This window comes from Limnohabitans sp. (genome assembly GCF_031539105.1).
Classification (GTDB): Bacteria; Pseudomonadota; Gammaproteobacteria; order Burkholderiales; family Burkholderiaceae_C; genus Limnohabitans.
The window spans coordinates 48498-73099 of sequence record NZ_JAVKLM010000035.1 but is presented as its reverse complement, the minus strand read 5'-3'; the positions used below and the strand labels follow the sequence as shown (position 1 = coordinate 73099).

At 55.5% G+C, this 24602-nt stretch carries 25 protein-coding genes; 3 read left to right on the top strand and 22 right to left on the bottom strand.

Annotated elements, in window-relative coordinates:
- Positions 1-32: 32 nt before the first annotated feature.
- The 11 genes from RMR24_RS09395 to RMR24_RS09345 all read right to left on the bottom strand — a co-directional run bounded on the left by RMR24_RS09395 (position 33) and on the right by RMR24_RS09345 (position 9791).
- Positions 33-884 (bottom strand): ThiF family adenylyltransferase, encoded by an 852-nt coding sequence (locus RMR24_RS09395; protein ID WP_310614816.1) that lies wholly within the window; start codon positions 882-884, stop codon positions 33-35.
- A 2-nt stretch (positions 885-886) separates the two neighbouring features.
- A complete protein-coding gene (gene aroQ, locus RMR24_RS09390) occupies positions 887-1330 on the bottom strand; it encodes a type II 3-dehydroquinate dehydratase (protein ID WP_310614815.1) in 444 nt (147 codons plus the stop codon).
- Between the two features lie 73 nt (positions 1331-1403).
- Positions 1404-2423 carry a TRAP transporter substrate-binding protein gene (locus tag RMR24_RS09385; RefSeq protein WP_310614814.1) on the bottom strand — a complete coding sequence of 340 codons (1020 nt, stop codon included), beginning with the start codon at positions 2421-2423 and terminating at the stop codon, positions 1404-1406.
- A gap of 88 nt (positions 2424-2511) precedes the next feature.
- Positions 2512-3789: a TRAP transporter large permease subunit gene (locus RMR24_RS09380; RefSeq protein WP_310614813.1), complete on the bottom strand. Its 1278-nt coding sequence runs from the start codon at positions 3787-3789 to the stop codon at positions 2512-2514.
- A gap of 18 nt (positions 3790-3807) precedes the next feature.
- On the bottom strand, positions 3808-4299 hold the full coding sequence (locus tag RMR24_RS09375) for a TRAP transporter small permease (RefSeq protein ID WP_310614812.1): 492 nt from the start codon (positions 4297-4299) through the stop codon (positions 3808-3810).
- A gap of 154 nt (positions 4300-4453) precedes the next feature.
- Positions 4454-5119 (bottom strand): TetR/AcrR family transcriptional regulator, encoded by a 666-nt coding sequence (locus RMR24_RS09370; protein WP_310614811.1) that lies wholly within the window; start codon positions 5117-5119, stop codon positions 4454-4456.
- 84 nt (positions 5120-5203) lie between these two features.
- Positions 5204-5962: an ABC transporter ATP-binding protein gene (locus tag RMR24_RS09365; RefSeq protein ID WP_310614810.1), complete on the bottom strand. Its 759-nt coding sequence runs from the start codon at positions 5960-5962 to the stop codon at positions 5204-5206.
- 2 nt (positions 5963-5964) lie between these two features.
- Complete coding sequence (locus RMR24_RS09360) at positions 5965-6738, bottom strand: ABC transporter ATP-binding protein (RefSeq protein ID WP_310614809.1); 774 nt, start codon at positions 6736-6738, stop codon at positions 5965-5967.
- Positions 6735-7718, bottom strand: coding sequence for a branched-chain amino acid ABC transporter permease (locus RMR24_RS09355; protein WP_310614808.1), 984 nt, complete (start codon positions 7716-7718; stop codon positions 6735-6737). The genes RMR24_RS09360 and RMR24_RS09355 overlap by 4 nt, the downstream gene beginning before the upstream one ends.
- Entirely contained in the window at positions 7715-8590 is an 876-nt protein-coding gene (locus tag RMR24_RS09350) for a branched-chain amino acid ABC transporter permease (protein ID WP_310614807.1), read from the bottom strand. The genes RMR24_RS09355 and RMR24_RS09350 overlap by 4 nt, the downstream gene beginning before the upstream one ends.
- A gap of 55 nt (positions 8591-8645) precedes the next feature.
- Positions 8646-9791: an ABC transporter substrate-binding protein gene (locus RMR24_RS09345; RefSeq protein WP_310614806.1), complete on the bottom strand. Its 1146-nt coding sequence runs from the start codon at positions 9789-9791 to the stop codon at positions 8646-8648.
- Between the two features lie 206 nt (positions 9792-9997).
- Here RMR24_RS09345 and RMR24_RS09340 point away from each other — a divergent pair, with 206 nt between their 5' ends.
- A complete protein-coding gene (locus tag RMR24_RS09340) occupies positions 9998-10780 on the top strand; it encodes an IclR family transcriptional regulator C-terminal domain-containing protein (protein ID WP_310614805.1) in 783 nt (260 codons plus the stop codon).
- Between the two features lie 133 nt (positions 10781-10913).
- On the opposite strand, the gene RMR24_RS09335 is transcribed toward RMR24_RS09340, so the two are convergent.
- From RMR24_RS09335 to RMR24_RS09325, 3 genes are read right to left on the bottom strand one after another with little or no spacing between them, the layout of a single operon-like run.
- On the bottom strand, positions 10914-11723 hold the full coding sequence (locus RMR24_RS09335) for a sugar phosphate isomerase/epimerase (RefSeq protein WP_310614804.1): 810 nt from the start codon (positions 11721-11723) through the stop codon (positions 10914-10916).
- 20 nt (positions 11724-11743) lie between these two features.
- A complete protein-coding gene (locus RMR24_RS09330) occupies positions 11744-14122 on the bottom strand; it encodes an FAD-dependent oxidoreductase (protein WP_310614803.1) in 2379 nt (792 codons plus the stop codon).
- Between the two features lie 3 nt (positions 14123-14125).
- Positions 14126-14941 carry an IclR family transcriptional regulator gene (locus RMR24_RS09325; RefSeq protein WP_310614802.1) on the bottom strand — a complete coding sequence of 272 codons (816 nt, stop codon included), beginning with the start codon at positions 14939-14941 and terminating at the stop codon, positions 14126-14128.
- 125 nt (positions 14942-15066) lie between these two features.
- Here RMR24_RS09325 and RMR24_RS09320 point away from each other — a divergent pair, with 125 nt between their 5' ends.
- Together RMR24_RS09320 and RMR24_RS09315 are read left to right on the top strand one after the other, a co-directional pair.
- The gene (locus RMR24_RS09320; protein ID WP_310614801.1) at positions 15067-15879 is read left to right on the top strand and encodes a ThiF family adenylyltransferase; all 813 of its coding nucleotides are present in this window, start codon (positions 15067-15069) and stop codon (positions 15877-15879) included.
- Entirely contained in the window at positions 15879-17651 is a 1773-nt protein-coding gene (locus tag RMR24_RS09315; RefSeq protein WP_310614800.1) for an FAD-dependent oxidoreductase, read from the top strand. Before RMR24_RS09320 ends, RMR24_RS09315 begins: the two co-directional genes overlap by 1 nt.
- Positions 17652-17672: 21 nt before the next feature.
- On the opposite strand, the gene RMR24_RS09310 is transcribed toward RMR24_RS09315, so the two are convergent.
- The 8 genes from RMR24_RS09310 to RMR24_RS09275 are packed head-to-tail and all read right to left on the bottom strand — an operon-like array spanning position 17673 to position 24575.
- Positions 17673-18533 carry a DMT family transporter gene (locus tag RMR24_RS09310; RefSeq protein WP_310614799.1) on the bottom strand — a complete coding sequence of 287 codons (861 nt, stop codon included), beginning with the start codon at positions 18531-18533 and terminating at the stop codon, positions 17673-17675.
- 42 nt (positions 18534-18575) lie between these two features.
- Positions 18576-19532 carry a Gfo/Idh/MocA family oxidoreductase gene (locus RMR24_RS09305; protein ID WP_310614798.1) on the bottom strand — a complete coding sequence of 319 codons (957 nt, stop codon included), beginning with the start codon at positions 19530-19532 and terminating at the stop codon, positions 18576-18578.
- A gap of 12 nt (positions 19533-19544) precedes the next feature.
- The gene (locus tag RMR24_RS09300) at positions 19545-20423 is read right to left on the bottom strand and encodes a class III extradiol dioxygenase subunit beta (RefSeq protein ID WP_310614797.1); all 879 of its coding nucleotides are present in this window, start codon (positions 20421-20423) and stop codon (positions 19545-19547) included.
- A 2-nt stretch (positions 20424-20425) separates the two neighbouring features.
- Positions 20426-20884, bottom strand: a complete 459-nt coding sequence (ligA, locus tag RMR24_RS09295; protein WP_310614796.1) for a protocatechuate 4,5-dioxygenase subunit alpha — start codon at positions 20882-20884, stop codon at positions 20426-20428.
- Positions 20884-21801: an amidohydrolase family protein gene (locus tag RMR24_RS09290; protein WP_310614795.1), complete on the bottom strand. Its 918-nt coding sequence runs from the start codon at positions 21799-21801 to the stop codon at positions 20884-20886. Before RMR24_RS09290 ends, ligA begins: the two co-directional genes overlap by 1 nt.
- A 21-nt stretch (positions 21802-21822) precedes the next feature.
- On the bottom strand, positions 21823-22809 hold the full coding sequence (locus RMR24_RS09285) for a tripartite tricarboxylate transporter substrate binding protein (protein ID WP_310614794.1): 987 nt from the start codon (positions 22807-22809) through the stop codon (positions 21823-21825).
- A 26-nt stretch (positions 22810-22835) separates the two neighbouring features.
- Positions 22836-23519, bottom strand: a complete 684-nt coding sequence (gene ligK, locus RMR24_RS09280; protein WP_310614793.1) for a 4-carboxy-4-hydroxy-2-oxoadipate aldolase/oxaloacetate decarboxylase — start codon at positions 23517-23519, stop codon at positions 22836-22838.
- 21 nt (positions 23520-23540) lie between these two features.
- Positions 23541-24575 carry an amidohydrolase family protein gene (locus RMR24_RS09275; RefSeq protein ID WP_310614792.1) on the bottom strand — a complete coding sequence of 345 codons (1035 nt, stop codon included), beginning with the start codon at positions 24573-24575 and terminating at the stop codon, positions 23541-23543.
- Positions 24576-24602: the final 27 nt, after the last annotated feature.

The following is a 24602-nucleotide window of genomic DNA, read 5'->3' as shown; positions in this document are numbered from 1 at the left end:
CGAATACTCCAAGAAAAATTAAGCGCTAAAACTCAATAACTCAACTGCGCCACATCGCGCAGCACGTCTGCGGTGGTGGTGGGCAAACCAAAATATTCCAAGTAGGCAGGAATTTGTTCAAACAACATGTCTGAGCCCACTTGCACGCGGCAGCCGCGGTTTTTGGCGGCTTGCAAGAACGCGGTCATTTCGGTTTTCATCACCACCTCGCCCACAAAAGCATCAGGCGAAATACGAGACACATCCATCGGCAAGGCATCGCCTTCGTTCATGCCCATGGGCGTGGCATTGACCACCAGATCGTGGTCTGCAGGATCGTTCGAGCCCGTGCGCACATCGATGTGCGAGTAGTATTGTTTCAGGCGTTGGCCCAAGGCTTCGGCGGAGGCGGTGTTCACATCAAACAGACTGATGGCTGCAATGCCGGCACCGGCCAGAGACGCCGCAATGGCACAACCTACGCCGCCCGAGCCGACCACCAACACGCGTTTGCCGGTCAAATCGAACCCCTTGCGCTGCACACCGCGCACAAAGCCAGCGCCATCAAACATGTCGCCAACCAAACGGCCATCAGCCAATTTTTTCACGGCGTTGCAAGCACCGGCCACGCGTACGGTGGCGGTCACTTCGTCGAGCAAGCCCACGGTCACCACCTTGTGTGGCATGGTGATGAGCGCACCGCAAATATTGGTGAGGCTAAACACCGATTTCAAGAACACGGGATAGTCGGGCGTTTGGCAACCCATAGGCACCACAACCGCATTGATGCCCGCACTGGCGAAGTACGGGTTGTAAATCATGGGCGACTTGAAGGTGTGTGTGGGAAACCCAATGTGCGCAATCAGTTGCGTGTTGCCGTTGATGGAAATGCCGTGCTTGCTCATCTTTATTTGGCCGATTGAACAGCAGACACCGCTGCACGCAAGGCCAACAAATAACTGTCAGCGCCAAAGCCACAAATCTGACCGTTCACGATTTCAGCGAACACGGACTTGTGACGGAATTCTTCACGCGCATGGATGTTGGACATGTGCAACTCGACCACAGGGCAAGTGAGCACTGCCAAAGCATCGCGAATGGCGTAGCTGTAATGGGTCCAAGCGCCGGCATTGATCAGCACGGCGTCGACCTTGTCAAAGTAGGCTTGATGAATGCGCTCGCACATGTCACCCTCATGGTTGGTCTGATAGCACTCAAGCTCAGCACCCAGCTCTTTGCCCAGCGTGTGCAAATTGGCATTGATCTCATCGAGCGTGATGGTGCCGTATTGTTGAGGGTCGCGTTTGCCAAACATGTTGTGGTTCACGCCGTGCAGCATCAAGACTTTCATATCTACCTTTAACAATTTTTGTTTCGTCAAAAACAATGCTTCGCCGCACACGCGGCGAAGCATGACTCACCTATTACCTGGCTTTCTTCGCAGGGGCTGAACGCGCCTTCTCGATTTCAGCTTGCAGCTCTTTGACCAAGTCTTGGCCCACCACCACGCCGTACTTGGCGGTGACAGGACGCATCTTGTCGCGCAAGATCGACATTTCAGAATCGGACAACTGGGTCACTTGCATGCCGTTCTTCTTCAAGTTGGCCAACAAGCTGGCTTCCAAAGCACGCGCTGTTTCGCGTTGAAATTTGGCAGACTCAATGGCCGCATCAGCCACGATTTTTTTCTCAGCCGCGCTCAAGGCGTCCCAAAACTTTTTGCTGATCACCACAGATTGTGGGTTGTATTGGTGACCCGTCAATGTCAGGTTCTTTTGCACTTCATACAACTTGGCACTATTGATGGTGGGGATGGGGTTTTCTTGACCGTCCACGGCACCTTGTTCCAAAGCTGCATACAGCTCTGGGAAAGGCAGTGGCGTTGGGTTGGCACCCAAGGCCTTCACCCAATCCACGTTGATGGGGTTAGGAATCACACGCAACTTCAGGCCTTCGATGTCAGACACTTTGTTGATGGGACGCTTGCCGTTGGTGAGGTGGCGAAAGCCCAACTCGTAGTAAGCCAAACCGATCAAACCTTTTTCTTCCAACTTGGCGTGCATCTTCTTGCCGAATGGACCATCGACCACAGCATCAGCTTCTTTGGTGCTGGCGAACATGAAGGGGAAATCGAACACACCGAAGTCTTTGACTTGGCTGGCGAAGATGCCAGAGTTCATGGAAGCCATTTCGAGTGAGCCGCCTTGAATGGCAGACACGTTGGCTTGGTCGCTGCCCAAAGTGCCACCGGGGAAGATGTTGACTTTGAGTTTGCCGCCCGAGTTTTTCTCGACGATGTCTTTGAATTTCTCCATGCCTTGCACGATGGGGTGACCGGCATTGTTCTGGTTGGCGAACTTGATGGTTTTGACTTGTGCCGAAGCGATGCCCATGGCGGCCATGGCCACAGTCGCGATCACAGTCTTGATAAAGATACGTTTCATGTCAGTGTCTCCTGATGAACTTTTGCGGTCGTACGCCCAATGAAGGTTCCACTGTCTGGCGTACCCGAACAGACAGCAGAAAAGAAACTTAATATAACCAGCGTGCAGGCACCATCACGATGGCGGGGAACAACACCATCAAGAACATGACAACGAACTGCACCGCCATAAAGGGCAACACCCCACGCGTCACATCGTCCATGCGCATGCGGCCCACGCCCGCCACCACATTGAGCACGGTGCCCACAGGCGGGGTGATCAAACCAATCGAGTTGTTGATGATGAACAGCACTCCGAAGTACACAGGGTCAATGCCAGCGGCTTTGACAATGGGCATCAATACAGGCGTCAAAATCAGAATGGTTGGCGTCATGTCCATGGCGGTTCCCACCACCATGCACAGCACCATGATGGCTGCCATCAACAGGGTGGGGTTGCCCAACAATGGTTCGAGCAAGCTCACCACTTGCGCTGGCAAGTTGGCCACCGTGATCAACCAAGCAGACACCATGGCCGCTGCCACCAAGAACATGATGACTGACGTGGTTTTGGCCGCGGTACGGAACACGTCAAACAACTGCTGCCAGGTGAGTTCGCGGTAAATCACACCTGCCACAAACAACGCGTACACCGCAGCCACCACAGCAGCCTCGGTTGGGGTGAACACGCCCATGCGAAGGCCCACCAAAATGATCAACGGCAACATCAGGGCCCAGCCAGCACTTCGCATGGCGGCAAACACCTCGGCGCTGGTCTTGCGTGCAGGCGGCGTCAAATCTTCTTTGCGCGTGCACCACCACCATGTGGCCCACAAACCTGCAGCCAGCACGATGCCAGGAAAAATACCAGCCAAGAACAACTTGCTGATCGACACGTTGGCAGCCACACCAAAAATCACAAAACCAATCGACGGCGGAATGATCGGGCCAATTACGCCGCAAGCGGCAATCAAGCCACCGCTGCGTGCCTTGTCGTGGCCAGCTTTGACCATCATGGGCAACAACAAAGCCGTCAACGCCGCAGCATCTGCCACCGCCGAGCCAGACAGGGCCGACAACAAACAAGCTGCCACGATGGTCACATAACCCAAGCCACCACGAATGTGACCGACCAGCGCCATGGCAAAGTCAACGATGCGGCGTGACAAGCCACCCGTGTTCATGACCTCCCCGGCCAACATGAAAAACGGCACGGCCAGCAGCGGAAAGCTGTTGGAGCCTTCGATCACGTTTTGCGCCAAGATTTGCGCATCAAACATGTCCATGTGCCACATCAATGCGGAGCCACACAGCAACAAAGAAAAAGCGATCGGCACACCCAGCGCCATGGCGGCGAGCAAAGAGCCCAAAAATACAGCGATTGTCATGATGGAATTCCTTGGGATTTACTTGAGAGGTGCGGGAACGTCGACGGGTTCTTCTTCAGACTCACGAATACCAATCAACTCACTGTCTGCCAACTCACCGCGCATCAAACGCAACAGGTGGTCCACCAATATCAAAGCGCCCGACACAGCCAGCACCATGCCGCAGGCGTAAAAAATGCCCATCGAGGCTTCCATCACCGCACTGGTCGAATCCCAGTTGATGATGGTTTGGTCCAGCGAGCCTTTGAACAACAACCAGCAAATGAACAGCATCAAGAGGTGGCCGATGACCAAAAAGTATTTTTGCCAGCGCACCGACAACTTAGACACGATGGTGTCAGAGCCCAAATGAGCGCCTTCTTTCATGGCCACGATCGCACCCAAAAAGGTCACCCACACAAATAACCAACGCGAAAGTTCCTCAGACAAGGTGATGCCAGAGTTAAAGGCATATCGCATCACCACGTTGCCGAAAACCAAAACCACCATCACAGCAAGTGCAAGAGCCATCAGGATTTCTAGAAACCGGCAGTAACGATCGAGTAAACGATTAAGCATTGGAAAAATCCTTGAAAAATATGGGCTGTAACAAAATGTACAAAACAGTTACTTTGTGACACCCTAGTGAAAACCCTTATTTAAATACGGCATAGCCAACTACCTGCTATGCCAAATTCGAATAACTTACAAACCGCAACACCATCTCCACCACGCTTTGGCGTCGTGCGGCCAGGGCCTTCGCAGTTTGGCTGTCACGCTTAAAAATCAGATCAAAGGTGTAACGGTTTGACACATTGAAAAACGTGAGCGCTGAAATAGACGCATGGATGTCGATGGGGTCTAGCCCCTTGCGAAACACACCGGCCTTCACACCGCGCTTGTACAAAGCTTCGATGGATTGAATGGCAGACACGTTCAGCTCTTGAATCAGTTTGCTTTGTGCCAAAAAACTTCCGCGTTGGATGTTCTCGGACATCACCAAGCGAATGAAGTCTTGGTTGCTGTGGTGGTGGTCAAAGGTAAAGCCCACAAGCGCCTTGAGTGCCTCAATCGGCGACAAGTCGGCCAAGTGCAGCTCAGCCTCGGTGGCACGGATACGGCGATACGCGTCTTCTAGGACGGCCAGGTACAAGCCCTCTTTGCTGCCGTAGTAGTAATAGATCATGCGCTTGCTGGTGTGCGTAGCATCGGCGATGGCGTCTATGCGCCCGCCTGCCAAACCCTTGGCAGCGAACTCTGCCGTCGCCACAGCGATGATGCCCGCCATCGTCCGCTCGGGATCGTTGGTGCGTTTGGGCGCCTTGCGTGCAGAATGTACTGTTTCGTTCATTCTGAAAGTATAGAACGCGAAACGCCAGTACCTGTCTCCAGAAGAACCCTAGTGCGCCCTCATGCGCCTCAAGAGCGCGTAAGGTTAAACAGTGACGGCTGCCGTGGTGGTGTGTGCGCCACCCAAGAACAAACGCTCCATTTGTGGGTCGGCCAAAATTTCAGCGGCTGATTTGTACAGCACCAAACGGCCAGACTCCAACGCAATCGCGTTGTCTGAATACTTGAGCGCACTCTTCACGTTTTGCTCCACCATCAGCACCGTGGTACCTTGGTCAGCTAACCTGCGCAAGAGCTTGAACACGTCTTGCACCACCATGGGTGACAAACCAATGGAAGGCTCGTCAATCAACAAGACCTTGGGGCGCAGCAACAAAGCGCGACCAATTTCGAGCTGCTTTTGTTCACCACCGGACAGCGATGACGCCAATGAGTTCATGCGTTCTTTCACGCGTGGGAAAAACTCCAGCACTTCAGGAATGCGCTCATGGGTTGTCTTCATGCCCAAAGTGATACCGCCAAGCTCTAGGTTTTCATACACCGAGAGTTGGCCAAACAAATTGCGACCCTGAGGCACGAAGGCGATACCGCGTGCGAGCAAATCTTTTTGAGTGGCGCCGGTGATGTCGTCGCCGTTCAAAAAAACTTTGCCTTGGCGCGGGGTGAGTAAACCAAACAAGGTTTTGAGCACGGTTGATTTACCAGCACCGTTGGGGCCAATCAACAAGGTGATGGAACCCTTCGGTACAGTGAACGAGAGGTTGTTCAAGATCATGAAATCTTTGTAACCCGCCACGACATCGTCAAACGCGATGCACGGTGTTGTGTTGTTGTGTGTGGTCATGATCAGTTCCCCAAGTAAGCGTCGAGCACTTGTTTGTTGGCGCGAATCTCCGCAGGTGTACCAATGGCCAACACTTTGCCTTCGACCATCACCATGATGCGGTGGCACAAGTCCATCACAAAGTCCATGTTGTGCTCAATCACCACAAAACTGCTGGCCTTGCCGTCTGCTCTTTGGGTTTTGTTCAAGTCTTTCAGCAAGGTGCTGATGCCTCCCACCAGCGCTGGGTTCACACCTGCACAGGGCTCGTCGAGCAGCACCAAGTCTGGCTCGCTCATGAAGGCCATGGCAATGTCGACCAGCTTTTGTTGGCCGTAACTCAACTCGCCCGCTTTTTTATCGGCCACATGTCGGATATGAAACTGGTCAATCAAAGCATCAGCTTTGGCGCCCAAGTTGGAGTCGGTGGGTGCAAACATGCGACTGAACATGGTGCCTTGGTGCTCTTGCGCAGCCACGATCAAGTTGTCGCGCACCGTCATCTTGCCAAACACCTGCAGGGTTTGGAAGGTGCGGCCTACGCCGCGTCGGTTGAGCTCTAAGGGGCCTAACTTAGTCACGTCTTGGCCATTGAGTTCAATCTTGCCGGTGTCCGGTGTGATCTGCCCCAACATGCTGTTGAACAAGGTGGTCTTGCCCGAACCGTTGGGGCCAATGACGCCAAAGATTTCGCCAGGGCGCACTTCGAAAGACACACCACCCACCGCTTGAATCGCGCCATAGGCTTTCTTCAAGTCGGTGACTTTGAGAACGGGTTGAATGGTTGAATGCGTCATGCCTTCACTCCTGATTGACCTGCCGCTGCACGTGCTGCTGAGGCCTCACGCGACAGACGTTTCGCCCGAATGCGGTCTGGAATGCTCAGCAGACCATCAGGCAGCCAAATCATCAACATCACCACAGCCGTACCGAACACAAACAAATACCAAGCCTGCGCAAAGCGCAGCCACTCGGGCAAGATCACACCCACCGCAGCACCAAGCAAGGGACCCAAGAAATAGCCAGGGCCTCCCACCACGACCATGAGGTACATCATGATGGAGGCTTCAACCGTGAACGGTGCAGGGTCGATGAACTGCACCATCGAGCCAAACAAACCACCGGCAATGCCTGCATAAGCTGCGCCAATGGCAAAGCTCAACAAGGTGTACCCACGGATGTCCACGCCCAAGCTCTCCGCACGGATGGGATTGTCACGCAACGCGGTGAAAGCTTTGCCCCAAGGCGAGTTGAGCAAGCCCCACAAGAGCAGGCCCAGCACCACAGTAAAAGCCAACACCAAGTAGTAGTAAGCCAAGTTGCCGTCAAAGCTGATGCCGAAGGCTTCTGGACGGGCAATGTTATTGATACCAAACGTGCCGCCTGTGAGCCACTCTTCGTTGCGCATCACCAACCACACGGCGGTGTTGAAGCCCAACGTGGCAAACGCCAAGTAAATGGTTTGCACGCGCAGCGCAGGAAAGCCCAAGGCCAAGCCCACCACAAAACAGCCCAGTGCAGCGAGGGGCATGCCGAGCCAAAAGCTGTAGCCTGCTTGCATCATCACGGCCACGGTGTAGGCGCCAATGCCAAAGAACGCCGCATGGCCGAGTGACTTTTGACCGGCGTAACCAATGGTGAGGTTCAAGCCCATGGTGGCGATCACATAGATCAACCAGTAGGTGAACAAATAAATGCCATGATTCTTGAGCAAGGTGGGCACAAAAATACAGGCCAACAGCCCCAAGAGGCCAGCAAGGATGGCGAGCTTCTTCATACTTTGCGCTCCACTTTTTTACCCAACAAGCCTTGCGGCTTGAACAAAATCACGACCATGAAAATGACCAGCGCTACCGCGTCTTTGTATGCGGGCGAAATGTAGGCTGCAGCCAAGTTTTCGCACACGCCCACGATCACACCGCCCAACAAAGCGCCACGTGAGTTGTTGAATCCACCAATGATGGCTGCGAAGAACGCCTTGTTACCTAGCGAGGCGCCCATGTCGAACTTGGCCAAATACGTGGACGTCACCAACACCGCTGCGGCTGCTGCCAACAGCGCGTTGATAGCGAAGGTATAAAAAATCATGCGCGGCACGTTGATGCCCAACACCGATGCACTCTCGGTGTTTTGTGCCACCGCTTGCATGGCTCGACCCGTGACGGTCTTGGCCAAAAAAGCTTGCGTCACCAACACCAAGGCAATGGCGAAGACAAAGGTGCCAATGTCGGTGGCAGAAATCGTCACACCGGCAATGTTGTACACCTCGTCTGGAAACAAATTGGGAAACGGATGTGGTTCAGCGCTGTAGCCGGCACGCACGAAATTGCGCATGGCGATAGACAAACCAATGGTGGCCACCACGATAGGCATCATGCCGAACTTGAACAGGGGGTCGACCACGCCGCGCTTGAACAACCAGCCCAAGACAAAGACCGACACCACACAACTCGCGACAAAGCTCAACACCAGCGGAAAGCCCGCAGCCAAAAAGCCCAGCATCATGAACGCCGGCAGCATCACAAACTCGCCTTGCGCAAAGTTGATGGTGCCCGAAGCTTGCCAAAGCAGGGTAAAGCCCAAAGCCGCCAGTGCATAAATGCTGCCGGTGGCGAGGCCACTGAAAAAGAGTTGTAGAAAGTCGGTCATGTGAATTCGCTTAGAAAAAGAAAAGCACGCCCGAAGGCGTGCTCGGAACCTCAAATTACTTCTTCGCGTTCAAAGCTGGCAAAACAGCGGTCACCACTTGGCGGCCATTTTTAACTTCAATCAAGAAGCTCTCGCGGTCGAGGTCGCCGTTGGCGTCAAAGCTCACATCCATGATCACGCCTGGGTTTTTCTTGGCGCTGATATTGATGCCATGCAGCGCTTGCGCCACGGCTTTGCGGTCAAGCTTGCCCACTTTTTCAATGGCGGCTTTGAGCACGTACACGCCGGTGTAGCCCTTGATGCCGTTGTGGTCAGAAATGCTGCCATAGGCTTGGTAGTACTTGGCTTTGAACTTCAACATTTCTGGGTTCGGTGCATCCACGGTCAAACCGACGTGGGCCATTGCGCCGTTGGCTGCGTCGCCTGCCAACTCAATCACTTTTTGACCAGTCAAGGTTGTCTCGCCAATCACGGGCTTGGTCCAACCTTGCTTCTTCAACTCGCGCAACAAACGTGCGGACTCTTCTTCGTTGGTGTAAGCAAAGATCGCGTCGGCGTTGCTTTGCTTGGCCTTCAACACAGCGGCTGAAAAGTCAACTTGACCTGCGTCCGTTGAAATGTCGGCCACGATTTTGGTTGGGCCATCAGCCAGCAATTTGCTCAGTGTGTCGCGACCACCTTTGCCGAAGTCGTTGTTGACATAAATCACAGCCAATGTTTTGGCTTTGGTGTTGATGAACTTAGCCAGCTTAGGAAATGAGGTGCTTTGACCAAAAGCCGTACGGAACACATAAGGGTTGCCCTGTGCTGTGATGGAAGCAGCTTCACCGCCGGTGAAGTTAGGCACTTCGCCGCGCTTGGATTCAGCCATCGACACCATGATGGAGCCTGAGTAAACAGGGCCAAAAATAGCAAACACGCCATCGTCCACGGCCTTTTGGGTCAAGCCCTTGGCCACGCCAGGGTTGGTTTGTGTGTCAACGGTGTAGCTCTCGATTTTTTTGCCCAAGATGCCGCCGTTCTCGTTGATCTCTTTGACAGCCAACTCCACGCCGTTTTTAAACACCGTACCGGCTGTCGTGCCAGGACCGGAGAGCTCAACGATGTTGGCAATCTTCACGGTTTGCTGGGCGTGTGCCATGCCAGCCAAAGCAAAAATGGCAGCCGCTGCAACAGCTTTCAGGGTGGAACGTTTATTCATGGATGTCTCCTCTTTGGGGGTTGAAATTGAGCCTTTGTTGGATGGCTCGGGGTGATGAAACCGGCGGCACACCGTCCAAAGGAATTGGACGTGTGAAATTTAATTGCAAAATTGGAAACTGTCGGGTAAAAAAGCCCAGTTTGCGCGATTAATGAACTATTTTGTGCGATTATCGAACGCATCACGGGTTTCCCCCTGCACACCTTATGAACACGCTTTCGACGCATTCCACAGACATAGACAAGAAGGACTGGATCGCAGGTCTGGACAAAGGCCTCGCCATGCTGCAGACCTTTGACGAACACAACCCGCGGCTGACCGCCACACAAGCTGGCCAACGCTGTGGGCTGACACGAACTGCTGCGCGTCGCTACTTGTTGACGCTTTTGCATTTGGGGTTTGTCGCTAGCGACGGCAAGCTGTTTTGGCTCACGCCCAAAGTCATGCGATTGGGCCAGTCGTATTTGGAATCGGCGCGCTTGCCGCGCATCGTGCAGCCCTCGTTGCAACGTTTGGCCATGGGCACACAAGAAATTTCGTTTGTCGCCGTTCTTGACGGTTATGACTTGGTCTACATCGCGCGGAACGGGCAAAACCGCAGCATGAACACCAGCTTTGCACTGGGTGCGCGCGTGCCTTGTCACCTCACCAGCGCGGGCGTGTTGTTGCTGGCTTTGTTGGGCGAGGAAGTGTCGAATGCGTGGTTGGCAAACCATGAACTCAAAGCCTTTACGTCGCACACCATCACCGATCCCAAACGCATGCGCACCGAGCTGGCCCGCATCCGTGCCCAAGATTGGGCGATGTCCGAGCAGCAGCTCGACTTGGCTTACCGCGGCGTGGCGGTGCCCTTGCGGGACCACAAAGGCAATGTGCAAGGCGCTTTGACGGTGAGCATGCCCATTCAGCATGAGACCTCCAAGGAGGCTGTCAACCGCGTATTGCCAGTGCTGCGTGAAGTGGCTCAGAGCCTGCGCCCGTTGATTTGACGTTGCGGTTTTGGTGGTGACCGAGTTGGACTGCCTGCACGCACAGCAGCTCCTCTTCGCTTTGCTCAGAATGTCGCTTGCTGCGCGCGCAGGCAGCCCAACTTGGCGACTATGGTGAACGTGGCGTACAGATTCAGGCACCGCCTAAAACTTTCTTTGTTGCGTTGAGACATAGCTCGGACCATGCTTTGTCGCCGATGGGTTTCGAGCGTTCTAGGTTCACAATTTCTACACTCACGGGCAGCTCTTGCGGCAAGGTCTGAAACAAACCGGTCACGTCAATGTTGCCTTCACCAGGCAACAAGCGTTCTTGTCTTGCGGTGTGAATCAACTCTTCAGTTGTGAAGTTGAACCCTGATTGCGCATCGCACATCTGCGCGTAGTGCAACAACTCACGCGGGATGGCAGCGATGTCTTGCAAGGTCGTGTGGGAACGACCAAAGTGCAAGGCATCCACCAAGATGCCTGCGTTGCTGGGTCGACCTGCTAAGTCAATCACACGCAGGGCGGACTTGGCATCTTTCACAGCAGTCCAGGGCATGAATTCCAAATCAGCAGTCAAACCATAGGGGCGCATGGCATCGCACAGGCGTGCGTAGTTGTCAGCCAATCGCGATTCATTTGTGTCGTCTGCCGCAATGAGTACAGCTTTGGCCCCCAAGATTTGGCCGATGTCCATCAACGCGGCATGGTCAGCTAGGTTGAACTGTTCACCGATGCGGATGATTTCTAAATCGTACACACCCACGCCTGTGTCGCGCATCAGCGCTTGGGTTTCGCGCAACACGGCGGCGTCACCAATCAGCGTTTGAAACGGTGCGCCTGGGCCATTGGGTTGCACACGCAAGCCCACATAGGCATAACCCAGATCGGCCGCAATGCGAACAGCTTGCGGCACGGTGGAGGCGTTGGCTGTGAGGTACGCAAGCGAGTAGGTGCGCATGGTGTGCAGGCTTAAGGTATTTACTTGAGTGGCGACACAGCTGTGGGCATACCGATGGTGGACACCATGTTGGTGGTTAAGTTGGCAGGGCCGCCTTTGGGTGGCCAAATGCCTTGGGCCACGGCATCGGCGCGGGCTTTGCTGCGCGCATCGAGTGAGGGGTAAGCCCAAATATTGGTAAAGCGCAGCGGGCCATCCAAAGCCACCATGGCCACCACGCAAGGCGAGATTTTGTCGCGGGCAGGAATGGCTTGTTCCCACAAATCAATCGTGGGTTGCACACCACCGGGTTTGATGCCGTAGGTGCGAATTTCATACACGGGACCATGGATGCCGCTCTCAGCGCTGGGGCGCACGGGCTTCATCCAAGGGAAGCCTTGGTAGCTGTGTTGCTCCAAGCTTTGGAAAATTTCGCCACAACCAAAGGGGCTGGCGTTGTGTTGTGTGCGGTTGCGCTCCGCTTGCAAGGTGGCCAGGTCGTCAAAGCCACGTAACACAATCATTTGGTTGAGGACACCAATGTCGGTGAACCAGCAGCCCAGCAATTCACCTTGGCCTTGCGCAGCAAAGGTTTGCACGTTGGCAGCAGCTTGAGCGGCAGTGCCGAAAGGCAGAGTCATGGTGGCGAGTTCGTAATACATAGGGGATGTCCTTTTCAAAAATGGATGTTCGGAAGAAGCAAAGTCTGGTGACAAGCGTGCCGCGTGGTGCGCCGCCAGATAACCAAAGGTCATGGCAGGGCCAAGGGTGATGCCGCCGCTCGGGTAGTTACCACCCATCACGCTGGAGAGATCGTTACCACCGGCATACAAACCGTCTATCGCTTGGCCTTTTGCATCTAGCACTTGTGCGTGTTCGTTGCATCGCAAACCAGCAAACGTGCCCAAGCTGCCCGCCACGATGCGAACGGCATAAAACGGCCCGTCTTGAATAGGTGCCATGTTCGGGTTGCGCCACGCATGAGTGGGGTCGCCTTGCATGCGGTTGTAGGCGGTTTGACCTTTGGCAAATTCACCGTCGTAGCCAATGTCGGCTTGGGTGTTGTAACGGGCCACTGTGTTTTGCAAAGCAATCGCGTCAATGCCACAAGCTTGCGCCAACTCAGCCAAAGTGTTGCCACGTTTCAAATAACCACTGGCCAACATGCCGTGCATGGGTACGGGTGCAGGCTTGACCGCGCCAAGCCCCCAACGACGGATGAAGCGGTGGTCTACCACCAGCCACGCTTGCACAGGCTCCGCTTGGGGCAAGGCTTGAATCAAACCTTGCATGAAATCGTGGTACGAGTCAGCCTCGTTCACAAAGCGTTTGCCAAAACGTGTGACAGCAATCAAGCCCGGCTTACCGCGCTCAATCAAGTGTGGAAAGTGCGCGATGGTTCCATCGCTTCGCGGCACCAAGGAAATGGGCGCCATCGCTGCCGCATGCTTCAAATCAGTCGCCACCACAGCGCCTACAGATTCACCCAAGCGCAGGCCATCGCCCGTGTTGCCACGCGCAGCGGCTGAAAAATGTTGCTGGCCTGTCGGGTCGTGTGGCAGCAGTTGGCTCTTGCGCTTGGGGTCGTGCGGAAAGCCTCCGGTGGCCAACATCACACCACGCTTGGCGCGAATGGTTTGCTCTGCACCGTTGTGCATGACAACTGCACCGCGTACTTTGCCATCTTCAGTGACCAATCGCACTGCAGGGCAGTTCACACGAATGTCTACCCCTGCATCGAAGGCAGACTTCGCCAAACCCGCCACTAGGGCATTGCCGTTGACCAACTGCATGCCTCGGCCATGAATGGCTAAGTCGAGGAGATGACGCGTGACACGATGGGCCACATGAAAGAACGAACGCCATGAACGCAAAGCATTGAAAAAATGCCGAATATCCGCACCCGAGGAAATGCCCATCCCCAAGAAAGTCATTTCATTCAAGGGCGTTTTGAGTTGCTTCACATGCCGGCCTAACAAGCGGCCGTTGAATGGTGCTGCCCCGACAGAGCGGCCACCCAATGCAGCATCTTCTGTGCGGCCATGAAAGTCGGGAATGGCATTACCGTCAATGAACTGCAAAGCGGTGTGCTCTTGGAAGAAGCGCACCATGCGCGGACCATGCGTGAGGAAGGTGCGCGCTCGCGCTTCATCAAACTGCGCTCCAAGTTCGTGGCGCAAATAGGCGAGCGGCTTTTCAATCGGTTCGGTGATGCCCGCTTGAATGGCGAAGGAGTTGCGCGGAATCCACATCCACCCTCCCGACCATGCCGTGGTTCCACCATAGTGCGGATCTTTCTCCACCACGATAACTTTGAGGCGAAGGTGCGCAGCCGTCACAGCGGTGGACAGTGCGCCCGCACCTGAACCCACCACGAGTAAATCGCAGTCCCACGGTGTCGAGGCGCTGTGCTGCGTCATGGCTTAGGCTGCGTAAATGGGTTGCAAACGCACATGGCTGGTGCCGCGCGCCAGCATGGGTGATGCGCCACTGGCCGCTACCAACTGCGCAGCGCATGACAACAAATCAGGAGCCAATGCCAACATGCGCTCGCGTGTCAAACGCGAAGAAGGGCCGGCCACACTGATGGTGCCCATGGGCAACTGCCCTGCCAAACCTACGGGTGCTGCAATGGCGTTGAGACCTGCTGTGTAGGTTTCTTCGGTCAGGCTAAAACCTTGTTTGCGCGTGTCTTGCAAGACCTTCAGAAACGCTTTCAAACTCTTGGGCGCATTGGGGCCAAAGTCTTGCGGAGAACCCAAGCCTTGTTGCGACACCAAAGCCAAAGCATCGTCATCCTTCATGGTGGACAACCAAGCCAAGCCAGAAGACGAACAGCTCAATCGAGCGATGCTGCCCATGTCTGGGTCATAGCGCAGGCCTTGGCGTGCGCCTTGGGCGCGAGCCACCCAAGTCAAGCGGTCGCCATCGACCACCGACAAACGCACCAGCTCGCCGGTTTGTTCGGCCAAGCGGTCCAGCAACGGCTGCGCCACATCGATGACACCGGTTTTGCTGAGGTAACTCAAACCCAGCGACACCAGTTTGGTGGTCAACACATATTCGCCCATGTCGCGGGTTTGGCGCACATAGCCAAAGCGCACAAGGTCCGCCAATAGCCGGTGTGCAGCGCTCTTGGGCATGTTGAGCTTGTCGGCCAACACAGCCAGTTCAACACCTTGCCCTTGCTGAGATAAGAGCTCCAAGATGCCCAAAGTTCTTTCGAGTACGCCGCTCATGGTGATGTGTGTGAATGCATAGTGCGTGGCACTTTATCACGAAAAATGAATTTGATTCAAAAGTTGAACCTGATTCCATTTTTAGATAAACTGCGCCACATTCATCCACTCAAAGCCCCATCTCCATGCTTGAAAACTTCAGCGGCGCTACACGTGTTCACGTCATTGTTGGTGACCCCATTGCCCAGGTGAAATCCCCGTTTGGCGTGACACAAGCCTTTGAATCGCATGGCCGCGACGCCATTTGCGTCCCAGCCCACGTGGCCCCCGCTGACTTGACCGACTGGTGGGCGGGCACCAAGCGCGCACGCAACATTGACGGCCTCATCGTCACAGTACCGCACAAATTTGCCTGCACGGCGTTTTGCGACACCTTGTCAGAACGCGCCGAATTTCTAGGCACTGTCAACACCGTGCGTCGCAATGCACAAGGCCAATGGCACGGCGACATGTTTGACGGCTTAGGCTACGTGCGCGCCATGGAAAAAAACGGTTGCGTGTTGAACAACAAACGCGCCCTGCTGGTGGGGGCGGGTGGTGCAGGCTCAGCCATTGCACACAGCTTGGTATTGGCGGGCGTGAGCGAGCTTGCCATTCACGACCCCGACGACCAACGCCGCCAATCACTGATCGACCGCCTCAACAGTTTGAAACTGGGCAAGGTCACCCATCTTGAAAAGTTCACACGTGGCAGCCCCGACCCCGCAGGCTTTGATGTGGCCGTCAACGCCACGCCCATCGGCATGAAAGAAACCGATCCCACACCGATTGACATCACCAAAATTCATGACGACATGTTTGTGGGTTGCGTCATCACTGCGCCCGCCATCACGCCACTCATTGCGGCTGCACGCGCCAAGGGTTGCAAGACCGTGACAGGCGCCGATATGTTTGCGCAAGTGCGTGAGCTGATGGTGCAGTTCTTGTTGGAGGCTTGATGGCTATGCGCGATACCTTGCACCCCTTGTCTCATCGCATCAGCACAGACCTCTCACAACTAGAGGACAACGACACGGTCGATCTCGTCGTCATCGGTTCTGGCGGCGCAGGCTTCTCAGCAGCCCTGAATGCCTCGATTGATGGCGCACGTGTGCTGTTGGTCGAACGCATGGCCCATGTGGGGGGCACCACCGCATGGTCAGCCTCCACCACTTGGGTGCCTGGCACCCAGCGCGGATTAGAAGTCAACCCAGACGACACGCCTGAGCGTGTGGCCACGTTTTTAAACCAGGCTGTGGGCGAGCGCTCAGACGCCAAGCTGCGCCAAGCATTCATCGACAACGGCCCACATGCCATTGCCAAACTCGAAGCCAACAGCGCGCTGCAATTTCAAGTGCGCATGTTGCACCCCGACTATTTGTCTGAGCTTGAAGGCTCGGTGTTGCGCGGCCGAGCGATTGAGCCACAACCCTTTGATGGCAAATTGCTTGGGGCCAATCTACCGCTCGTGCGTAACCCGATTCCCGAGTTCACCGTGCTCGGCGGCATGATGGTGGACCGCGATGACATCTTTCATTTGCTGCGCTTGACTGAAACGTGGAAGTCATTCAGCTACAGCGTTCGCATCATCGTGCGCCACTTCCTCGACCAACTCTTGCACCCACGCAGCACGCGCTTGGTCATGGGCAATGCCATGATTGCGCGCATGCTCTACAGCTACATCCAACGCGATGGTTTGTTGGTCACGAACACAGAAACCACGCAACTGCTGCAAGAAGGCAATGTCATTCAAGGTGTGGCACTGCAACAAACCTTGCCTGACGGCAGCGTGGTCAGACGCACGGTGCGCAGCAAAGGTGGCGTGGTCATGGCCAGCGGCGGCTTCAACCGACACGCCAAACGCCGCGCAGACTTGTTGCCCGGCGCGCAAGAAGCTTGGTGTCCGGCCGCACCCGGCCACACGGGCCGTGCACAAGACTTGGCACTGCAAGCGGGTGCACAACTCGGCACGGGAGGTTTAAGCCACGCATTTTGGGCGCCGGTGTCCACACGCCAACGTGCCGACGGCAGCACCGCGGTGTTTCCCCACTTTGTGATGGACCGCGGTAAGCCCGGCATGATCACCGTGGACAGCAATGGTCAACGCTATGTGAACGAATCTACCTCGTACCACTTGTTTGGCATTGCCATGCAAGCCCACCACGCCACCACGCCCAGCGTGCCGTCTTGGCTGGTGTGCGATGCAGGCGCATTGAAGCGCTATGGCATTGGCATGGTTCGTCCCGGCGCTAAGGGACTGGCGCCTTTTTTAGCGGATGGCTATTTGAAGCAAGGCGCCACCATGGCAGAACTCGCACAACAACTGAATGTGCCCGCTGACAAACTGAAAACCACGGTCGAGCACTTCAACGCATTCGCCGACAACGGTGTGGACGAAGATTTCCAACGGGGCACCACCGACTACCAACGCGCCAACGGCGATGCCTCATGGCATGGCCCCAACCCATGCCTGGGTGCTTTGCGCGAAGGCCCTTTCTACGCTGTCGCGCTTTACCCTGGCGACATTGGCGCAGCCACAGGCTTAGTCACCGATGGCGATGCGCGTGTACGCAATGCACAAGGCGATGTCATTGACGGCCTATATGCCGTGGGCAATGACATGCACTCCATCATGGGCGGTGTGTATCCAGCGCCTGGCATCACCATTGGGCCAGGTCTGACGTTTGGTTACTTGGCAGCCAAACACGCCGTGGCCAGAGCACGCCAGTAGCTCAGGCGAGGTCTGCGATGCTCACTGACCTAGGCTAGGCTGAGTTTTTTGACGCAGCTCGTACACGGTCAGCAAACCACCGGCTATGCCGCACAGAGCAATGAGGCCAATGCCCATCATGGAGAAATGATCGGGCACGTGGTCAAACACCAGCCATCCACCCAACATGGCAAAGCCAATTTGCGCATACATATAGGGCATCAAAGAGCCAGCGGGTGAGCGCTCAAAAGCCATGATGAGCAAGAAGTGCCCCACACAACCCGCCACACCCATGAGCACCAACTCCAACAAGACGCGCGTCTCGGTGACAGGCACCCAAAACCAAAACAAGGGAATGGATGTCAAAGCCGTCCCTACCCATGTGGTGTAGAACTGCGTGGTCATGGCATCTTCGGTGCGTGCCATTTTGCTGGTGAGCAGCTGAAACGCGGCATTCACCACCACCAAAGCAGCAGGAATCAGCAAGGGCCAACCAAACACCTCTGTGCCGGGCCGCACGATGATGAGCGTGCCCACAAAACCACCACACACCAACCAAATACGTTGCGCCGACACATGCTCACCCAACATGCGCGCAGCCAGCAATGTGACCAACAAAGGCACCACCATCACGATGGCGGTGAACTCGCCCACAGGCAAAAACTTCAGGCTAGAAAAAGCCAAGCCCGTGACCAGCGTCAGCAACACCCCGCGTGTGATTTGCTGGCGTGGGTTCTCTGTTTTTAAAACATCAAGGCCTTTGAGTGGCAGCACCACAGCGGTGGTGAGCAGGGCTTGAAAAAAGTAGCGCGCCCAAATGGCCACCATCACAGGCACCACCGTGGTCACGCGTTTGGTGGTGGTATCTAAAACAGCAAAGCACGCCATGGCAATCAGCAACAAGCTGATGCCAAGTAGGGCGTGCTTTCTTTGGGTCAGAAAAACTTAAGCGTTGAGCTGAAGCTCTAAGTCGTGCAACACCTTGTAGCAAGGCAACACCTGTGCCACGCTCGAGTTCGGCTCGCGCCCCTCTTTGATGGCAGCAAAGAACTCACGGTCTTGCAACTCTATGCCGTTCATTGATACCGCCACTTTGGACACGTCGATTTGCTCTTCTTTGCCGGTGTACAGGTCGTCGTAACGCGCCAAGTAGGTAGCGGTGTCGCCGATGTAGCGGAAGTACGTGCCCAAGGGTCCGTCGTTGTTGAACGACAAGCTCAAAGTGCAAATCGCGCCGTTGGCCGCTTGCAACTGAATGCTCATGTCCATCGCAATGCCCAGTGTTGGGTGAATGGGGCCTTGCACCGCATTGGCTTTGACGATCGGGCTGCCCGCTTGGTAAGCGAACAAGTCCACGGTGTGTGCCGCGTGGTGCCACAGCAAGTGGTCGGTCCAGCTACGGGCCTGGCCCAGCGCATTCATGTTGGTGCGACGGAAGAAGTAGGTTTGCACATCCATTTGCTGGATGTTGAATTCACCTGCTTTGATTTTGTTGTGCACGTATTGGTGGCTGGGGTTGAAGCGACGGGTGTGACCGCACATCGCGACCAAGCCTTTTTCTTTGGCCACGCGCACGACTTCGTCGGCGTCTTTCCAGCTGTCGGCCAAGGGGATTTCCACTTGCACGTGCTTGCCTGCTTTCAAGCAAGCCAAGCTTTGTGCGGCGTGCATTTGGGTGGGGGTACACAGAATGACGGCGTCCACTTCGGGCAAGGCCAAACTGTCGGCTAAGTCGGTGGTGACGTGTTGGATGCCGTATTTGGCAGCGACTTCTTGGGTCTTGGGCAACTCACGGCCAATCAACGAGACCACTTCAACGCCGTCGATGTTTTGAATGCCGTCCAAGTGTTTGATGCCGAAGGCACCAGCGCCAGCTAGGGCGACTTTGATGGTTTTGCTCATGTTGTTTTACTCTTATGCGTTTTCAAGAATAGCGTGGCCCACAGCAGTGTTCGATGCAGGCACGTGATAGAAGCGGTGCGCCAGTTTCGGCGCGGGGCCTGTGACTTTGCCGTCTTGGATGTCCGACATCGCACCGCGTGCGATGAGCCACATCACCAGCTCAATGCCTTCGCTGCCGGCTTCGCGCACATAGTCGATGTGCGGTGTAGCTGCGCAAGCGACGGGGTCGTTGATCATCTGGTCTAGCCAGTTGTTGTCCCACTCGCGGTTGATCAGGCCCGCACGCGCGCCTTGTAACTGGTGGCTCATGCCGCCTGTGCCCCAGATGTGCACATTGATGTCTTCGTCGTAACTCTCAATCGCTTTGCGAATCGCTTGGCCGAGGTTGAAACAACGCTGACCGCTGGGCACGGGGTACTGGACCACGTTCACCGCAAACGGAATCACGGGGCAAGGCCAAGCGCCCTTCACAGGGTCTTGCTCGCCGCACATCAAAGACAGCGGAACGGTCAGCCCGTGATCCACGTCCATTTTGTTGACGATGGTGAGGTCGAAGTCTTGTTGAATGACCGACTGCGCGATGTGCGAAGCCAACTCTGGATGGCCTTTCACTTTGGGCACAGGGCGTGCGCCGTAGCCTTCGTCAGCAGGTGTGTACTCAGCTGCTGTGCCAATGGCGAAGGTGGGAATCATGTCCAAGCTGAAAGCAGTGGCGTGGTCGTTGAAGACCAAGAAGATCACGTCTGGCTTGTTGTCTTTCATCCATTGCTTCGAGAAGTCATAGCCAGCGAAAACTGGTTTCCAGTAGTCTTCGTGTGTTTTGCCCAGATCCAGTGCAGCGCCGATGGCGGGCACATGTGAGGTGTAAACGGATGCGGTAATTTTTGCCATGGTTATGCTTTCTTTGCGGCTTCGCGCGCTTGTTTACCTGCTGCACCTTGAGGTTGGTTCTGGGCTTGTGCATCGCCGTTTTCTCCAATCACACGGTTGCCTTCAACCGAGCGCCCACCATGGATCATCATGTTGCGGTATTCCTCTTCGGTCATGCCGGTCATGGAGCCCGCCATTTGCTGGAAGCTCAAACCATCGGTCGCACCGATTTTGGCGAGGAAGTAAATGTTGCCGCCAGTGCGCATGCACCAGTTCAAATCACGTGCCAACACGGCCTGCTTTTGTTCTTCAGTCATCGCCCACTCGTCAAGATAGGCGCGCTCGTTGGCTTTGAAACGCGTGCGGTTTTCTGACTTCATGAGCGACATGCAAAACTGGTTGAGCCAGTAGCCTTTGCGCGATTGCTCGGCATCAAAAATGATGGTGCCGGGAACGTCGGTGTAGGGTTTGTCGAGTGCCATTAAAAAGTCTCCTCAGGCCAGTAGAGTCGCATTGGGTTGTCGACCAACAACTTGCGTTGCTTTTCTTCAGTGGTTGCGATGTGCGGGATGAAGTCCACCAACAAGCCGTCATCTGGCATGTGGTCTTTGAGGTTGGGATGTGGCCAATCGGTACCCCAAATCACGCGGTCTGGAAACTCGTCCACGATCCGCTTGGCAAATGGAATCACATCTTGGTATGCGTTTTGCTCGCCATTCAACGCCTTGGGGCCAGACACTGACAAACGCTCAGGACAAGTCACTTTGCTCCACACGTTTTTGTGTTCGCGCATGAACTTCACAAACAGCTCAAACTCAGGGCCATCTACAGGCTTTGTCACATCGGGACGACCCATGTGGTCCACCACCACGTTGGTGGGTAAAGCGGTGAAGAAGTCCCACAGCTCGGGCAAGTCAACGGCTTCAAAGTAAATTACCACATGCCAACCGTACATTTGCACGCGCTTGGCAATTTCAAGCAATTCGTCTTTCGGTGTGAAGTCGACCAAGCGCTTCACAAAGTTAAAGCGCACGCCACGCACACCTGCATCGTGCATGGCTTGCAACTCATCTTCGGTCACGCTGCGCTTGACGGTGGCCACGCCACGCGCTTTGCCGCCAGAGCTGGTCAAGGCATCCACCATGGCGCGGTTGTCTGCGCCGTGGCAGGTGGCTTGCACCACCACGTTGCGGGCAAAGCCCAGGTGGTCGCGCAAAGCATAGAGCTGTGCCTTGGATGCGTCGCACGGTGTGTACTTGCGCTCTGGCGCATAAGGAAACTCGTTGCCGGGGCCAAACACATGGCAATGAGCATCCACCGCACCCGCAGGCAATTTAAATGTTGGTTTGGCGGGGCCTGTGTACCAGTCCATCCAGCCGGGTGTTTTTTCAAATTCCATGTCTTTCCTTTTCGTGTTGCATCAGTCCAAAGAGACTTGTGCTTTTTTGATGATGGCGCCAAACCGTGTTGACTCCGCTTGGATGTAGGCGTTGAACTGTTGACGGTTCAAGATGAAAGGCTCGTAGGCAAAGGTGGCAAACTTTTCGCGCACATCGGGTTCGGCCAAGGCTTTTTCAATGTCGCGTTGAATCTTGTCAGTTAGCGCTTTGGGCAAACCTTTGGGGGCCGCAATGGTGGTCCAGCCACTCACTTCAAAACCTACGGGGCCACCTGATTCACCGATGGTGGGCACGTTGGGAAACGCACTCACGCGCTTGGGTGCAGCCACGGCTAAGTAGCGCAGCTTGCCAGCGCGGTGCATGGCACCTGCCGTGGCGTTGGTGCCCAAGGCAAACGACAGTTCGCCATTGGCCACACCTGTGTAGAGCATGCTGGTTTCTTTGTAGATCACGTGCTGCATGTCTGTGCCGGTGACCGACTCAAACAAAGCCGAGCCCAAGTGCACAGGGTTGCCCACCGACCACGAACCGTAGTTGAGCTTGCCCGGATTGGCTTTAGCATCTGCTACCAAATCGGCCACGGTTTTGTAGGGGCTGTCTGTGGCCACCGCTATAAAGAAATACGTTTTGAACAAGGGCAACAGTGGCTCGAAATCGGTCTTGGCGTCGTAAGGCAACTTTTTGAAGAGATACGGATATGCCGACAAATGCACACCATCGAGCTGAATCAAATCATGGCCATCGGTGGCGCCGCGCTTGAAAGTGTCAATCGCGATGAAGCCATTGCCGCCCGGCTTGTTCTCCACCACCACCGGCTTGCCCCAGGTGCGCGACAGCTTGTCAGCCACCAAGCGCAGCAAACCCTCAGGCCCACTGCCCACAGGAAACGGCGTGAGGATACGCACGGGTTTGGTGGGGAAGTCTTGGGCGTGTGCGGGCAAACCGCACAGCGCCAAAACGCCCAACGCCAAAGCTGCAAACAGTTGGCGCTTAGAGGCGTGGGTCATGTGACAAGCTTTCAAGTTCATCAAAATTAATCGATGTACTTTAAGCCAGCAGCTGCCAAGGGCTCGCGCATGTTGTACATGTCCAGGCCCAAGATGCCTGAAGCCAACTTTTCGCGCTTCTCGCCCTCAAAGCTCTCGCGTTTTTGCGCGGCAGCCAAGGTTTGTGCGGCGCGTGCAGCGGGCACACACACCACGCCGTCATCGTCCGCCACGATCACATCACCAGGCGTGACCCACATGCCAGCGCACACCACGGGAATGTTGACCGAGCCAATGGTGGCCTTGATGGTGCCTTTGCTGCTGATGGCTTTGCTCCACACGGGGAAGTTCATGCGCTGCAGCTCTTTCACATCGCGCACACCGGCGTCGATGATGAGGGCGCGTGCGCCGCGTGCTTGAAAAGACGTGGCCAACAAATCGCCAAAGTAACCATCGGTGCAATCGGCCGTGATGGCGGCTACCACGATGTCGCCGGGCTGAATTTGTTCAGCCACCACGTGCATCATCCAGTTGTCGCCGGGGTGCAAGAGCACGGTCACGGCTGTGCCCGACACTTGCGCGCCGGGATAGATGGGGCGCATATAGGGCTTGAGCAATCCCACACGGCCCATGGCTTCGTGCACAGTGGCCGAGCCCAATGCGGCCAAGCCGTCAGCTGCTGCGCGGTCTGCGCGGTTGATGTTGCGATACACAACGCCGAGTTCGTACATATGAAATCTCCTGAGAATGGATTAACGGCCTTGCGACTTGAGCTTGGTGTCCAAGCGCGAGAACACGCGACGTGCGTTGGCTTCGTACACCTGATGGCGCTCGTCGGCATTGAGGTTGAGGGTGGACTCGATGTAGCGCTTGGTGTCGTCAAAGTAGTGACCAGTTTCTGGGTCGATGCCGCGCACCGCGCCGATCATCTCGGAGGCAAACATGATGTTCTTGACCGGAATCACTTTGGTCAACAAGTCGATACCCGGCTGGTGGTAGACGCAGGTGTCGAAGTAAATGTTGTTCATCAAGTGCTCAGACAGCAAGGGCTTTTTCAGTTCTTGCGCCAAGCCACGGAAACGACCCCAGTGGTAAGGCACAGCGCCGCCGCCATGAGGAATCAAGAACTTCAAGGTGGGGAAGTCTTTGAACAAGTCTGAGGTCAAACACTGCATGAAGGCCGTGGTGTCGGCGTTCAAGTAATGCGCGCCCGTGGTGTGGAAGCAGCCGTTGCAGCTGGTCGACACATGAATCATGGCGGGAATGTCGTACTCGACCATTTTTTCGTAAATGGGGTACCACGACTTGTCGCTCAAAGGCGGCGATGTCCAGTGGCCGCCGGATGGATCGGGGTTGAGGTTGATGCCGACGTTGCCGTATTGCTCCACGCACTTCACCAACTCTGGAATGCACGTGGCGGGGTCCACACCGGGCGACTGGGGCAGCATGGCCGCGGGCACGAAGTTATTGGGGAAGAGCTCAGCCACGCGGAAGCACAGCTCGTTACAAATGGCAGCCCAAGTGGATGACACTTGAAAGTCGCCAATGTGGTGTGCCATGAAACTGGCACGTGGGCTAAAGATGGTGATGTCAGAGCCGCGCTCTTTCATCTTGGCGAGTTGGTTGGTCTCGATGGTTTCGCGCAACTCGTCGTCGCTGATTTTGAGCTCAGACACCTTTGGCATAGACGCTGGGTCTTTGATGCCGGCGATTTGGCGGTTGCGCCACTCTTCCAAAGCCTTGGGCGCGGTGGTGTAGTGACCATGAACGTCGATGATGAGAGACATGAATACCCCTTACAAAATGAAATTTAA

Excerpts from the sequence above, each read along its gene's own strand:
- RMR24_RS09360 (WP_310614809.1), bottom strand. The coding sequence starts at position 6,738 with ATGACGCATTCAACCATTCAACCCGTTCTCAAAGTCACCGACTTGAAG.
- RMR24_RS09345 (WP_310614806.1), bottom strand. The coding sequence starts at position 9,791 with ATGAATAAACGTTCCACCCTGAAAGCTGTTGCAGCGGCTGCCATTTTT.
- RMR24_RS09285 (WP_310614794.1), bottom strand. The coding sequence starts at position 22,809 with ATGACCCACGCCTCTAAGCGCCAACTGTTTGCAGCTTTGGCGTTGGGC.
- ligA (WP_310614796.1), bottom strand. The coding sequence starts at position 20,884 with ATGGCACTCGACAAACCCTACACCGACGTTCCCGGCACCATCATTTTT.
- ligK (WP_310614793.1), bottom strand. The coding sequence starts at position 23,519 with ATGTACGAACTCGGCGTTGTGTATCGCAACATCAACCGCGCAGACCGC.
- RMR24_RS09380 (WP_310614813.1), bottom strand. The coding sequence starts at position 3,789 with ATGACAATCGCTGTATTTTTGGGCTCTTTGCTCGCCGCCATGGCGCTG.
- RMR24_RS09375 (WP_310614812.1), bottom strand. The coding sequence starts at position 4,299 with ATGGCTCTTGCACTTGCTGTGATGGTGGTTTTGGTTTTCGGCAACGTG.
- RMR24_RS09335 (WP_310614804.1), bottom strand. The coding sequence starts at position 11,723 with ATGCGCACCTACTCGCTTGCGTACCTCACAGCCAACGCCTCCACCGTG.
- aroQ (WP_310614815.1), bottom strand. The coding sequence starts at position 1,330 with ATGAAAGTCTTGATGCTGCACGGCGTGAACCACAACATGTTTGGCAAA.
- RMR24_RS09365 (WP_310614810.1), bottom strand. The coding sequence starts at position 5,962 with ATGACCACACACAACAACACAACACCGTGCATCGCGTTTGACGATGTC.
- RMR24_RS09385 (WP_310614814.1), bottom strand. The coding sequence starts at position 2,423 with ATGAAACGTATCTTTATCAAGACTGTGATCGCGACTGTGGCCATGGCC.
- RMR24_RS09290 (WP_310614795.1), bottom strand. The coding sequence starts at position 21,801 with ATGGAATTTGAAAAAACACCCGGCTGGATGGACTGGTACACAGGCCCC.
- RMR24_RS09395 (WP_310614816.1), bottom strand. The coding sequence starts at position 884 with ATGAGCAAGCACGGCATTTCCATCAACGGCAACACGCAACTGATTGCG.
- RMR24_RS09325 (WP_310614802.1), bottom strand. The coding sequence starts at position 14,941 with ATGAGCGGCGTACTCGAAAGAACTTTGGGCATCTTGGAGCTCTTATCT.
- RMR24_RS09315 (WP_310614800.1), top strand. The coding sequence starts at position 15,879 with ATGGCTATGCGCGATACCTTGCACCCCTTGTCTCATCGCATCAGCACA.
- RMR24_RS09320 (WP_310614801.1), top strand. The coding sequence starts at position 15,067 with ATGCTTGAAAACTTCAGCGGCGCTACACGTGTTCACGTCATTGTTGGT.
- RMR24_RS09355 (WP_310614808.1), bottom strand. The coding sequence starts at position 7,718 with ATGAAGAAGCTCGCCATCCTTGCTGGCCTCTTGGGGCTGTTGGCCTGT.
- RMR24_RS09350 (WP_310614807.1), bottom strand. The coding sequence starts at position 8,590 with ATGACCGACTTTCTACAACTCTTTTTCAGTGGCCTCGCCACCGGCAGC.
- RMR24_RS09300 (WP_310614797.1), bottom strand. The coding sequence starts at position 20,423 with ATGGCAAAAATTACCGCATCCGTTTACACCTCACATGTGCCCGCCATC.
- RMR24_RS09340 (WP_310614805.1), top strand. The coding sequence starts at position 9,998 with ATGAACACGCTTTCGACGCATTCCACAGACATAGACAAGAAGGACTGG.
- RMR24_RS09305 (WP_310614798.1), bottom strand. The coding sequence starts at position 19,532 with ATGAGCAAAACCATCAAAGTCGCCCTAGCTGGCGCTGGTGCCTTCGGC.
- RMR24_RS09330 (WP_310614803.1), bottom strand. The coding sequence starts at position 14,122 with ATGACGCAGCACAGCGCCTCGACACCGTGGGACTGCGATTTACTCGTG.
- RMR24_RS09370 (WP_310614811.1), bottom strand. The coding sequence starts at position 5,119 with ATGAACGAAACAGTACATTCTGCACGCAAGGCGCCCAAACGCACCAAC.
- RMR24_RS09275 (WP_310614792.1), bottom strand. The coding sequence starts at position 24,575 with ATGTCTCTCATCATCGACGTTCATGGTCACTACACCACCGCGCCCAAG.